The organism is Agrobacterium sp. SORGH_AS_0745, from assembly GCF_030818995.1.
Taxonomy (GTDB): domain Bacteria; phylum Pseudomonadota; class Alphaproteobacteria; order Rhizobiales; family Rhizobiaceae; genus Agrobacterium; species Agrobacterium tumefaciens.
In genome coordinates this window covers 2654700-2666925 of record NZ_JAUTBI010000003.1, presented here as the reverse complement: position 1 = coordinate 2666925, position 12226 = coordinate 2654700, and the positions used below count along the sequence as shown (strand labels likewise).

The 12226-nt window shown below is 59.0% G+C and carries 10 protein-coding genes; 8 read left to right on the top strand and 2 right to left on the bottom strand.

The features are described from left to right. Window positions 1–76: 76 nt before the first annotated feature. On the top strand, window positions 77–610 hold the full coding sequence (locus QE432_RS22845) for a GGDEF domain-containing protein (protein WP_306625832.1): 534 nt from the start codon (window positions 77–79) through the stop codon (window positions 608–610). A 69-nt stretch (window positions 611–679) separates the two neighbouring features. On the opposite strand, the gene QE432_RS22840 is transcribed toward QE432_RS22845, so the two are convergent. Next, window positions 680–1984 (bottom strand): MFS transporter, encoded by a 1305-nt coding sequence (locus QE432_RS22840; protein WP_003513212.1) that lies wholly within the window; start codon window positions 1982–1984, stop codon window positions 680–682. 542 nt (window positions 1985–2526) lie between these two features. Here QE432_RS22840 and QE432_RS22835 point away from each other — a divergent pair. The 7 genes from QE432_RS22835 (at window position 2527) to recN (ending at window position 11558) form a co-directional block, all read left to right on the top strand. Next, window positions 2527–3453 (top strand): D-alanine--D-alanine ligase, encoded by a 927-nt coding sequence (locus QE432_RS22835; protein ID WP_112154028.1) that lies wholly within the window; start codon window positions 2527–2529, stop codon window positions 3451–3453. Beyond that, complete coding sequence (locus QE432_RS22830; protein WP_003513210.1) at window positions 3441–4373, top strand: cell division protein FtsQ/DivIB; 933 nt, start codon at window positions 3441–3443, stop codon at window positions 4371–4373. Before QE432_RS22835 ends, QE432_RS22830 begins: the two co-directional genes overlap by 13 nt. Continuing rightward, the gene (gene ftsA / locus QE432_RS22825) at window positions 4370–5701 is read left to right on the top strand and encodes a cell division protein FtsA (RefSeq protein ID WP_003513208.1); all 1332 of its coding nucleotides are present in this window, start codon (window positions 4370–4372) and stop codon (window positions 5699–5701) included. Before QE432_RS22830 ends, ftsA begins: the two co-directional genes overlap by 4 nt. Before the next feature lie 92 nt (window positions 5702–5793). Next, window positions 5794–7539, top strand: a complete 1746-nt coding sequence (gene ftsZ / locus QE432_RS22820) for a cell division protein FtsZ (protein WP_003513206.1) — start codon at window positions 5794–5796, stop codon at window positions 7537–7539. 271 nt (window positions 7540–7810) lie between these two features. Beyond that, window positions 7811–8767, top strand: a complete 957-nt coding sequence (gene lpxC, locus QE432_RS22815) for a UDP-3-O-acyl-N-acetylglucosamine deacetylase (protein ID WP_003513204.1) — start codon at window positions 7811–7813, stop codon at window positions 8765–8767. A 235-nt stretch (window positions 8768–9002) separates the two neighbouring features. Next, a complete protein-coding gene (locus QE432_RS22810) occupies window positions 9003–9869 on the top strand; it encodes an outer membrane protein assembly factor BamD (protein WP_003513201.1) in 867 nt (288 codons plus the stop codon). Between the two features lie 15 nt (window positions 9870–9884). Further along, window positions 9885–11558 (top strand): DNA repair protein RecN, encoded by a 1674-nt coding sequence (recN, locus tag QE432_RS22805; protein ID WP_111803746.1) that lies wholly within the window; start codon window positions 9885–9887, stop codon window positions 11556–11558. On the opposite strand, the gene QE432_RS22800 is transcribed toward recN, so the two are convergent. After that, window positions 11555–12169 (bottom strand): LysE family translocator, encoded by a 615-nt coding sequence (locus tag QE432_RS22800; RefSeq protein WP_306625827.1) that lies wholly within the window; start codon window positions 12167–12169, stop codon window positions 11555–11557. The genes recN and QE432_RS22800 overlap by 4 nt on opposite strands. Window positions 12170–12226 lie beyond the last annotated feature (57 nt).

Genomic DNA, 12226 nt, shown 5'->3' with positions numbered 1-12226 from the left:
CACAATCGGCCTGGTCCTTAGTACGACAATCTCTTTCACCGTCGGTTTTTTAATTTGCTGGCTCAATGCGAGGCAGATGCAGTTACTGATCCAGTCACACGAGCGTTTTGCGCAGCTCAGCCAGACTGATGCTCTGACAGGTCTTCACAACCGGCTAGGTCTTTATTCGAATTGCGTTCATCTGAGCACGCCGTATTGCGTCGCATTTATCGACATTGATCATTTTAAGTCCGTGAATGACAGGTACGGCCATTTGGCTGGTGACATGGTTATCTCCAGTGTTGCCAAGACAATTCGGGAAGGTTTCGATGAAGCCGCTCATGTGGCGCGGATGGGCGGTGAAGAGTTTGTCGTCGTCCACACCCTTGCCCCGGACCGGTTCCTGGAACAGTGCGAAGGCGTCCGTGAGAAGATCGCGACGACAACGGTTCATTTTCAGGATTTGCAGATCAGTACCACCATCTCGATAGGTGTGGCCTTGCGCGGGAACAGGGAGATTTTCGAGAAGGTCATGCACAGTGCGGATATGGCGCTCTACGAGGCGAAACGTGGCGGGCGTAATCGCATCTGTTCGTCGGGCGCGAAAGGTGGCCGTCAAATTATCGCTTGAGGATCATCACAGACGAAAAAAGGCCGCGAAAGGTGATTTCGCGGCCTCGATCTTTTAGTGGCCTGACGCTCAGACTTCATCCTTGCGGGACAGAAGAATGCAGGCGAGCGTGATGAGGGCGGATACGCAGAGGTAATATCCGACATATCCCATCCCGTAATTCACCTGCAGCCATGTGGCGATGTAGGGTGCCAGCGATGCGCCGAAGATGCCGGCCATGTTGAAGGTGATGGACGAGCCGGTGTAGCGCACCCTTGTCGGGAAGGGGGCGGCAAGCGCCGTTCCAATCAGGCCGTAGGTCATGCCCATCAGCGTCATCGCAAGGGCCGCGAAGATGAAGATCGAGCCTTCGCCGCCTGTCATCAGGGTAGGAAGCAGGAACGAGAACAGGCCGATCAGCACCGTCGTCAGGATCAGTATTTCGCGACGGCCGAAGCGCTCAGCGAGCTTGCCGGCAATCGGGATGAAGATGCCGAAAACGATGGAGCCCATGATTTGCACTTCGAGTGCGTCTAGGAACGGGATTTTCAGAACCTTGACGTTGTAGGACAGCAGATAGGCGGTACCGATATAGAACAGCACGAAGGTAGCCAGCGCCACGAAAGTGCCGAGCGCGAGGCTGCGCTTGTGGTTGCGGAACAGTTCCACGACCGGCACGGCAACACGTTCTTCCTTTTCGATTGCCTTCTGGAAGGCAGGCGTTTCGGTGATCGACAGACGAACCCACATGCCAACCGCGATCAGGATGATCGAAGCGACGAAGGGAATGCGCCAGCCCCAGCTCAGAAGCGCTTCCTGCGACATGAAGTGCAGCAGGATCCAGAAGACGCCGGAGGAGAGGAACAGACCGACGGGCGCGCCGAGCTGCGGAAACATCCCGTACCAGCTGCGCTTGCCGGGAGGAGCGTTTTCCGTGGCCAGCAGGACCGCGCCACCCCATTCTCCGCCAAGACCGAAGCCCTGACCGAAGCGGCAAAGCGCCAGCAACAGAGGTGCCAGAACACCGGCTGTCTCATAGGACGGCAGAAGGCCGATCACGACCGTCGATACGCCCATGGTCAGCAGAGCGGCGACAAGCGTAGCTTTACGGCCGACGCGGTCACCATAATGGCCGAAAACGACGGCGCCGAGCGGACGGGCGAAAAAGGCGATGGAGAAGGTGGCGAAGGATGCCAGAAGTGCCGTCATCGGATCATTGTTCGGGAAGAACAATGTCGGAAACACGAGCACTGCGGCCGTGGCGTAAACGTAAAAATCGAAAAACTCGATGGTCGTGCCGACCAGGCTGGCAGTGAGAACTCGTGCAGGCGAATTTGTCTTTACAACGTTCGAATTGCCAGCTGTCGGCGATACCGGAGATATCGCGTCAGTCATGGTTTTGGTCCCATTTTTGGATGATTGCATGTCATGCCTTGGGAGGCATTGACTGCGTTAACGCAATTTTTGTTCTTTTGGAATGCTAAAAAAGAAATAATGCGGACAATGTGATCGGCTGGTGCGACAGGGACCGCAGCGTGTGCAAGGACGCAGTCTCAAGATTGAGAGACTGATTCAGGCGACGGATTTAAAATGCTGAAACGTCAGATAATTTTCGCTGGGGAAAAGCGTCATCCGTTAACGTTTTCGCCTTGTCTTTATCAGGGATAGAAGTGTGCGGCACCCTCGTTCTATTTCCGATCATTGAAAACCTGCATGTTGCAATCCGTCCAACTCTCTGATTCCAAGGAGGTAATTCGGATCGATGCTGATTCTTTAATGGAACTGGCATGTTGGGCGCGGCGGTTAACGAAAGTAAACGATTCATTAACCTTAATGGCGTTTAACTGATCTCAAGGATCATGTGCCAGAATCACCGTTCGTCAAATTCGGTTGGTTCCGGTGCGGATCGTAGCGGAGATTTGGTGTCAGAGGTATCGATGGGCGGCAAGCACGTAGCTGTTCTTTTGGGTGGGTTTTCGTCGGAGCGGCCGGTCAGCCTCTCGTCCGGGAACGCTTGCGCGCTCGCCCTTGAGGGCGAGGGGTACAAGGTCACCCGGGTCGATGTGGGGCGCGATATCGCCGCCGTACTCGGCGAACTGCGCCCGGATGTCGCCTTCAATGCGCTGCATGGCCCCTTCGGTGAAGACGGCACCATTCAGGGCATTCTCGAATATCTCGCCATTCCCTATACCCATTCCGGCGTGCTTGCTTCTGCACTTGCCATGGACAAGACGCAGGCCAAGAAAGTGGCTGCGGCTGCTGGCATTCCGGTGGCTGACGAACGCGTCATGAACCGGTTCGAATTCACCAGCGAACATCCGCTTGCGCCGCCCTACGTCGTGAAGCCGGTGCGCGAAGGCTCGAGCTTCGGTGTGGTGATCGTCAAGGAAGACCAGTCGCATCCGCCGCAAATCCTTACCTCGTCCGAATGGCGTTACGGCGATCACGTCATGGTCGAGCGTTACATCCATGGTCGCGAACTGACCTGCGGCGTGCTCGACGGCGAGGCGCTAGGTGTTACGGAAGTGGTGCCGCTGGGTCACAATTTCTATGATTATGACGCTAAATACGCAGCCGGTGGCTCAAAGCATGTCATTCCGGCAGAAATTTCACCAAAAATTTACCAAAAAATTCAAACACTGGCGGTTATGGCGCATCGGGCGATCGGGTGCCGTGGCGTAAGCCGTTCAGACTTTCGTTACGACGACCGCTTCTCAGAAGATGGCGAAGTTATCTGGCTTGAAGTGAATACGCAGCCGGGCATGACGCCGACCTCCCTGGTGCCGGAAATGGCGGCCCATGCTGGCCGCTCCTTTGGTAACCTTGTCAGCTGGATGGTGGAGGACGCTTCGTGTTTGCGGTGACCGGCAAAAAGTCGACGGCAAAAAAGCGCGAGCAATTCGTGGCGACGGCAAATGCCGACGATCGCAGGGTGCTGCCGCGTCCGCTGCGTCGTTTCGTGCGTTTCGGTGTCAGCCTTGCGACCGGACGCATCCACATTCCCGCCCATACCGGCACGATTTCGGCTGTTGCCTTTTACGCGGTGATCGGGCTTTACGGCATGTCGCTTGGCGGACATACGAATATCGTCACCCAGACCACGACCTCGGCCGCCGGTTTTGCGGTTGAGGACGTCAAGGTATCCGGCAATTTGCAGACATCGGAAATCGAAGTCTTCCAGCTTCTCGGCCTTGACGGCAGCACCTCCCTGATTGCGCTTGATATCGATGCGGCACGCCGCAAGCTCGTCCAGCTTCCCTGGGTCGAAGATGTTGATATCCGCAAGGTCTACCCGAAGACGGTTGAGGTTCGCCTGAAGGAGCGTGAAGCTTTCGGCATCTGGCAGCATGGCACGGAACTGTCGCTGATCGAAAAAAGCGGCAGCGTGATCGCGCCGCTGCGTGACAATAAATTTGCCGCCCTGCCGCTGTTCGTCGGACGTGACGCGGAAACGGGTGCTGCCGGTTTCGTCGCGCAACTGGCCGATTGGCCGGAAATTCGCAACCGCGTTCGCGCCTATGTTCGCATTGCCGGCCGCCGCTGGGATCTGCATCTCGACAACGGCATTGTCGTCAAGCTGCCGGAAGAGAACCTGCCGCAGGCACTGCAATTGCTGGCACGGCTCGATCTCGAGGAAAAGGTTCTGTCGCGTGATGTCGCTGCCGTCGATCTGCGTCTGACGGACCGCACCACGATCCAGTTGACCGAAGGTGCAGCAGAGCGCCGCCAGACGGCGGTAGATGCACGCACGAAGGCACTCAAGAAAGCGGAGAAGAACACATGAGCTTTTTTGGTTCTTCCCATTTCGGTCTGCCTCGCCTGAAGCCGCTGTCTTCCAAGCGCAGCCACATCGTCTCGGTGCTCGACATCGGCTCGACCAAGGTCGTTTGCATGATCGGACGGCTGACGCCGCGCCAGGAAAGCGAAATCCTGCCGGGTCGCACCCACAAGGTGGAAATCATCGGCATTGGTCACCAGCGCTCGCGCGGTGTGAAATCCGGCGTGATCGCCGATCTTGACGCGCTCGAAGGCGTGATCCGTCTTTCGGTGGATGCGGCCGAGCGCATGGCAGGCCTGACCGTCGACAGCCTGATCGTCAATGTCTCCGCCGGCCGGCTGGCAAGCGACATCTATACCGCGAGCATCGATCTCGGCGGACAGGAAGTCGAAGCAAGCGACCTGCGCAAGGTTCTGGTGGCGGCGAGCCAGCAGTCCATGCGTCAGGACCGGGCGATCCTGCATTCGCTGCCAACAGGCTATTCGCTGGATGGCGAGCGCGGCATTCGTGATCCGCTGTCGATGTATGGCGATCTTCTCGGTGTCGACATGCATGTGGTGACTGTCGAACGCACGGCGCTGAAGAACCTCGAGCTTTGCGTCAATCGCGCGCATCTCTCGGTCGAGGGCATGGTGGCGACGCCCTATGCCAGCGGTCTTGCGGCACTGGTCGATGACGAGGTCGAGCTTGGCTGTGCCGCCATCGACATGGGCGGCGGCACCACGACGATCTCGGTTTTCGCCGAAGGCCGTCTCATTCATACCGACGCGATCGGCCTTGGCGGCCATCACGTTACGACAGATCTTGCACGAGGCCTCTCGACACGAATCGAAGATGCGGAGAGACTGAAGGTGGTGCATGGTTCGGCTTTGCTGAATGGCGCGGATGAGCGCGACATGATTTCGATCCCGCCGATTGGCGAAGATGATCGCGATCAACCATCGCAAGTTTCAAGGGCACTTGTTACCCGCATCGTGCGGGCGCGTATCGAAGAGACGCTGGAATTGATCCGTGATCGTATCCAGAAGTCCGGCTTCAGCCCCATCGTCGGCAAACGTGTTGTCCTGACGGGCGGCGCGAGCCAGCTGACGGGGCTGCCGGAAACGGCACGGCGCATTCTTGCCCGCAACGTTCGTATCGGCCGCCCGATGGGGGTTGCGGGTCTTCCGGTTGCGGCAAAGGGACCGGCATTTTCAACCGCATGCGGACTGATGATCTATCCGCAGGTGGCGGACATCGAAATTCATGCGGCGCAAGGCGGAATGTTCTCGCCGTTTGGTACGGGTAGCGGCCGGATAGCCCGGGTAGGGCAATGGCTGAAAGAGAGTTTCTGAGTAGCCTCGTGGCGTGAGCCTGAGGTTTCCAAGTTGAGTTTTCAAGAATCGGCCAGCGGGGCGATGCGGCCAGAGAAAGAAGGAATGGTAAAATGACGATACAGCTGCAAAAGCCTGATATCACCGAGCTGAAGCCACGCATCACTGTTTTCGGTGTGGGCGGCGGTGGCGGTAACGCTGTCAACAACATGATCACGGCTGGCCTCCAGGGTGTCGATTTCGTCGTCGCCAACACGGATGCACAGGCTCTGACCATGACGAAGGCAGACCGGGTCATCCAGCTCGGCGTCAACGTCACCGAGGGTCTCGGTGCCGGTTCCCAGCCGGAAGTCGGACGCGCCGCCGCTGAAGAATGCATCGATGAGATCATCGATCACCTGAACGGCACCCACATGTGCTTCGTCACTGCCGGCATGGGTGGTGGTACCGGCACGGGTGCTGCACCTGTCGTCGCACAGGCTGCCCGCAACAAGGGTATCCTGACGGTCGGCGTCGTTACCAAGCCTTTCCATTTCGAAGGCGGTCGCCGCATGCGTCTTGCCGAACAGGGCATCGAGGAACTGCAGAAGTCCGTCGATACGCTGATCGTCATTCCGAACCAGAACCTCTTCCGCATTGCCAACGACAAGACGACCTTTGCCGATGCCTTCGCTATGGCTGACCAGGTTCTCTATTCCGGCGTTGCCTGCATTACCGATCTGATGGTGAAGGAAGGTCTCATCAACCTCGACTTCGCTGACGTTCGCTCGGTCATGCGTGAAATGGGCCGCGCAATGATGGGTACTGGCGAAGCTTCCGGTCCGGGCCGTGCGATGCAGGCTGCGGAAGCGGCAATCGCCAACCCGCTGCTCGACGAAACCTCGATGAAGGGCGCACAGGGCCTCCTGATCTCCATCACCGGCGGTCGCGATCTTACCCTGTTCGAAGTCGACGAAGCGGCTACCCGTATTCGCGAAGAAGTCGATCCGGATGCGAACATCATCCTCGGCGCAACCTTCGACGAGGCACTTGAAGGTCTCATCCGCGTCTCCGTCGTCGCGACCGGCATCGACCGCGTTGCGGGCGTTGGCGAACAGAACGTTGCCGATATGCGCGCCGCAGCCGCCAAGCCGCTTATCCGTCCTTCCGCGGCCGTTGCTCCCGCTCCGGCCGCAGTTCAGCCTGCACAAGCAGTATCGCAGGCACCAAAGACCGTAGACCAGATCGCCCAGACCATCCGTTCGGCGGAAGCCGAAATGGAACGTGAACTTGGTTTCGCAGCACACCAGCAGCCCTCTCAGGATTTCCGTCCGCAGAGCAAGCTTTTTGCATCCGCTCCGGCTGAAGCACCGGCGGCTCTCCGTCCGGCCCAGCCGGTTCAGCAGGCTGCTCCGGCACCGGTTGCCCCGGCACCGGTCTATCACGCGCCGGAACAGGTTGCCGCTCCGCGTCTGCAGCAGCCGCAGGCTCCGGTCTATCAGGAGCAGGCTCCTGTTGCCCGCCAGCCCGAGCCTGTCCGCATGCCGAAGGTCGAGGACTTTCCGCCGGTCGTGAAGGCCGAGATGGATCACCGTGCCCACGCAGCTCCTGCAGCCCAGGAAGAGCGTGGCCCGATGGGTCTTCTGAAGCGCATCACCAACTCGCTTGGCCGACGCGAAGAGGAAGAAGTTCCTTCCGAAATGATGGATGCGCCGAGCATGGCGCCGCAGCAGCGCCGCGCACTTTCGCCGGAAGCCAGCCTCTACGCTCCGCGTCGTGGCCAGCTTGACGATCACGGTCGTGCGACGCCTTCTTCGGCAAGCCACCATGACGACGACCAGCTGGAAATTCCGGCGTTCCTGCGTCGCCAGTCCAACTAACAGCGATTCCGTTCGCCTCTCCAAACGCCCGGGTCACACGACCCGGGCGTTTTGTTTTATTTTGCGTTATTAACAGTAAATTAATTCATCTTTTCAATGGCTTGTGCGTGTAACAATCCGAAACGAACAGTGATTTGTCCTGGCACTTTCATGTGCGTATGTATGAGGCTGGGTAAGGGAAAACATTGACCTCGCCGGTTGTTGACACCGGCTTGAAAAACTTGAACGGCGCTGAATATACGGCGCGGTTTTCAAAACAAGGCATATACGCATGACTATCGGACTGCTCGGATTTCAGACGACTATCGCAAATGCTGTTCAGCTCAAGGGCATTGGCGTGCATTCCGGCAATCCGGCTTCGATGACGTTCCAGCCCGCAGAAGCAGGAACGGGCATCGTGTTTCAGCGCCTTCATGAAAATGGCAGCGTAACCGAGTTGAAGGCGGTGTCTTCCAATGTCGGCAATACCGATCTGTGCACCGTGCTCGGCCGCTCGCTATCCCAGTCAGTGGCAACGGTCGAGCACGTCATGGCTGCCATCTACGCCATGGGCCTCGATAACCTCGTCGTTGAGGTCGACGGTCCGGAAGTGCCGATCATGGACGGCAGCTCTGCGCCATTTATCGATGCGATCGAATCGGCTGGCATCAAGAACCTTGGTGTGAAGCGCCGCTATATCCGCGTCATCAAGCCGGTGCGCATCGATTCGGGTGCATCCTGGGCGGAGTTCCGCCCTTACGACGGCACGCGGTTCGAGGTCGATATCGATTTCGACACGCCACTGATCGGCAAGCAGTCCTGGAAAGGCGACCTGACGGCGGATACGTTCAAGAACGAGCTTTCGCGCGCCCGCACCTTCGGCTTCATGCGTGACGTGGAGCGCCTGTGGGCTGCTGGTTACGCACTCGGCTCCTCGCTTGAAAACTCTGTTGTCATTTCCGACGACAACAGCGTCATCAACATGGAAGGCCTGCGTTATGCCAAGGACGAATTCGTTCGCCATAAGACGCTGGACGCCGTGGGCGACCTGGCACTTGCCGGTGCGCAGTTCATCGGTTGCTATCGCTCCTATCGCGGCGGCCACAAGGTCAATGCCAACGCTCTGAAGGCTTTGCTGAGCGACCGCTCGGCCTATGAGATCGTGGAGGCTCCGGCCGCCCGCAACCAGGTACGTGCCCGCGAATTCGTTCCGGTCAACATGCCGGAATTTGCACCTTGGTCCGCTTGAGTTTGTTGCAGGCTATTGATTGACAGGAAAAGCCGCTCCGTTTCGGGGCGGCTTTTTCACGATGAGGGGCGGTATGTTTTGTCATACCGCCTGATATTCATGCGATTGCATGGGCCGATGCCATAAAAATGCGTTAATGCATCATCATTGCGTTGCCCTGCAGATGCTTTTATGGCTAGAAACGCCAGTGCAAAGCCGATGCTTATGTATTTGCGCGGGAAGTGGGAACTGTCGAATGAAGCATGTAGGGTCTGGTGCAATGAAGGGTACGATGCGGGGGATCGCCGTTTCGTTGATGTTGGTCGGTGCGAGTGTTGCCGTCACGGCCTGCCAGTCCGATCCGGATATCGACATTACCAAGCTCGGCGTCGAGACCGATCCGCCAGACGTTCTGTACAAGCAGGGGCTTGCCAACATGAACGCCGGCAACATGACGGAAGCCTCACGCAAGTTCGAGGCGATCGACAAGCAATATCCCTTCACCGAATGGGGCCAGAAGGCGCTTGTGATGCAGACCTTCATCGCCACTCGCACCAACAAGAACGACGTGGCCATCGCGTCCGGCAGCCGCTTCCTGCGCCAATATCCGCGCTCCAAGGATGCCGCGTACGTTCAGTACATGATCGGTCTTGCCTATTCTAAGCAGATTTCCGACGTGACTCAGGACCAGCGCGCCGCGCAGCGCACGGTCGAGGCGATGAGCAAGGTGGTCAACGACTACCCTGATTCGGAATATGTCGCTGACGCGCAGGCCAAGATCCGTTTCGCCCGCGACCAGCTCGCCGGCCGCGAAATGCAGGTCGGCCGTTATTACCTTGAGCGCAAGGAATATCTCGCCGCCGTTTCGCGTTTCCGTATCGTCGTCGAGCAATACCAGAACACCAACCAGATCGAGGAAGCGCTGGCCCGTCTGACGGAATCCTATTATGCGATGGGTCTTTCCGACGAGGCGCAGACTGCTGCCGCCGTTCTCGGCAACAACTATCCCGACAGCCAATGGTATGCGGATTCCTACAAGCTGCTGAAGGGCGGTGGGTTGGAGCCGCGTGAAAACAAGGGGTCCTGGATTTCGCGCGCCGGCAAGAAGCTTATCGGCGCCTGAGACAGGGCATAGGCCATGCTGGTCCAGCTCTCGATTCGTGACATCGTTCTGATTGAAAGGCTCGACCTCGGCTTTGAGGCGGGCCTTTCCGTGTTGACGGGTGAGACGGGCGCGGGCAAATCCATTCTGCTTGACAGCCTGTCGCTGGCCCTCGGGGGCCGCGGCGATGGCGGTCTGGTGCGCCACGGGGAAGAGAAGGGACAGGTCACTGCCACTTTCGAAGTTCCGAATAGCCACCCCACACGGCATCTCCTGCGCGAAAACGGCCTCGATGACGATGGCGACCTGATTTTCCGCCGCGTGCAATCCGCAGACGGACGCACAAAGGCCTATATCAACGATCAGGCCATCAGCGTGCAGATGATGCGTCAGCTGGGGCAGCTACTGGTCGAAATTCACGGCCAGCACGACGACCGCGCTCTTGTCGATACCGATGCCCACCGCACGCTGCTGGATGCTTTTGCCGGGCTGAGCGAAGATGCCCGTGCCGTTCAGGGTTTCTACCGCACATGGAAGGACGCCGAGCGGGCATTGAAAACCCATCGTGCCAAGGTTGAGGCTGCTGCCCGAGAGGCGGACTATCTGCGTTCCTCCGTCGAGGAGCTTGAGGTGCTCTCGCCGCGCGACGGCGAGGAGGAGGAGCTTGCCGAACGTCGGGCGGTGATGCAGAAATCCGAACGTATTGCCGGTGATATCGCCGAAGCGAGCGAGTTCCTGAACGGCAACTCCTCGCCAGTGCCCATGATCGCATCCATGATGCGGCGCCTGGAACGCAAGAGCCACGAGGCGCCGGGATTGCTGGAAGACACCGTGCAATTGCTGGATGCCGCGCTCGACAGCCTTTCCAACGCGCAGATGGAAGTGGAGGCCGCACTTCGCCGCACCGAGTTCGATCCACGCGAGCTGGAGCGGGTGGAGGAACGGCTGTTTGCGCTACGCGCCGCCGGACGCAAATATAATGTCGCGGTGCCTGATCTGCCTGCGCTTGCGGAAAAAATGGTCGCGGATCTCGCCGACCTCGATGCGGGCGAAGAAAAGCTCGGCAAACTTGAAGCCAATCTCGGCGTTGTGAAAGCCGATTTCGACCACGCGGCCAAATCGCTTTCCGAAAAACGCCACAATGCGGCGAACGCGCTTTCCGAAGCTGTCATGGCTGAGCTTCCAGCGCTCAAGCTGGAGCGGGCACGTTTTACCGTCGAAGTCAGCTCCGACCCAGAGCAAGCGACGGCTGACGGTATCGACATCGTGGAATTCCACGTTCAGACCAATCCTGGAACGCGGCCCGGCCCGATCATGAAAGTCGCTTCTGGCGGCGAATTGTCCCGTTTCCTGCTGGCGCTTAAAGTCGCGCTGGCGGATCGTGGTTCGGCACCGACACTGGTGTTCGACGAAATCGACACGGGCGTTGGCGGCGCTGTGGCAGATGCGATTGGCCAGAGGCTGCGTCGTCTGTCGAAAACCGTGCAGGTTCTGTCCGTCACCCACGCGCCCCAAGTGGCCGCGCGGGCGGCCACACATCTTCTCATTTCCAAAGGCCCCTCCGGCGACGGTACCGAGCGCATCGCCACGCGTGTCGCTACCATGGAGCCGAAACATCGCACCGAAGAAATCGCCCGCATGCTTGCCGGTGCCTCGGTGACCGATGAGGCGAGGGCTGCCGCCGCCCGCCTGCTTGCCGCCAAGGATTAACGGCTGACGGCCACCGCCACGCCGGAGCCGATCATGACCCCGCCCGCCGCCCGGTTCACCCTGCGGACGATTCTTGGCTCACGCAGCAGCTTTCTTGCCCGCACAGCCAGAACCACATGAGCGCCGATCACAACCGCCTCCACCACGACGATGACGGATGCCAGCGCCAGAAGGTGATCGACCGTCAGCGAGGCGCCGACAACGTTCGGTAACAATGCCACGTAAAAGAGCGGCATTTTCGGATTTCCGAGATTGAGCGCGGTTCCCGTGGCGAATATCGAAAGAAGGCTATGGCGGCCATTCATGGGTTGCAGATCGGGAACCACAGGATCCGCTGTCCAGAGTTTGAAGCCCATCCAGATGAGATAGGCCGCGCCGCCATAGCGCAGCACCGCCATCACCGTTCCCATTTCGGCGGCGAGGATCGACAGGCCGAAGGCTGCAAGCGTGAGGAATATCAATATTCCTGCCACGGTTCCGGCCCCATAGGCGAGGCCGGAGGCGGCACCATGGGTGATGGTGCGGGCGACGATCGTCATATTGTCCGGGCCGGGGCTGGCCGCGAACACGAAGAAGGCTGCTGCAAAGGCAATGAGGGTGGTGAGTTCCATGGGGGCTCCGGCTTCCGTTTCATCCGGATGCTCAGAATAGCGAATTCCCGCCTGTTG

Coding starts and splice junctions, on each gene's coding strand:
- QE432_RS22835 (WP_112154028.1), top strand. CDS start 2,527: ATGGGCGGCAAGCACGTAGCTGTTCTTTTGGGTGGGTTTTCGTCGGAG.
- ftsZ (WP_003513206.1), top strand. CDS start 5,794: ATGACGATACAGCTGCAAAAGCCTGATATCACCGAGCTGAAGCCACGC.
- ftsA (WP_003513208.1), top strand. CDS start 4,370: ATGAGCTTTTTTGGTTCTTCCCATTTCGGTCTGCCTCGCCTGAAGCCG.
- lpxC (WP_003513204.1), top strand. CDS start 7,811: ATGACTATCGGACTGCTCGGATTTCAGACGACTATCGCAAATGCTGTT.
- QE432_RS22840 (WP_003513212.1), bottom strand. CDS start 1,984: ATGACTGACGCGATATCTCCGGTATCGCCGACAGCTGGCAATTCGAAC.
- QE432_RS22845 (WP_306625832.1), top strand. CDS start 77: ATGCAGTTACTGATCCAGTCACACGAGCGTTTTGCGCAGCTCAGCCAG.
- recN (WP_111803746.1), top strand. CDS start 9,885: ATGCTGGTCCAGCTCTCGATTCGTGACATCGTTCTGATTGAAAGGCTC.
- QE432_RS22800 (WP_306625827.1), bottom strand. CDS start 12,169: ATGGAACTCACCACCCTCATTGCCTTTGCAGCAGCCTTCTTCGTGTTC.
- QE432_RS22810 (WP_003513201.1), top strand. CDS start 9,003: ATGAAGCATGTAGGGTCTGGTGCAATGAAGGGTACGATGCGGGGGATC.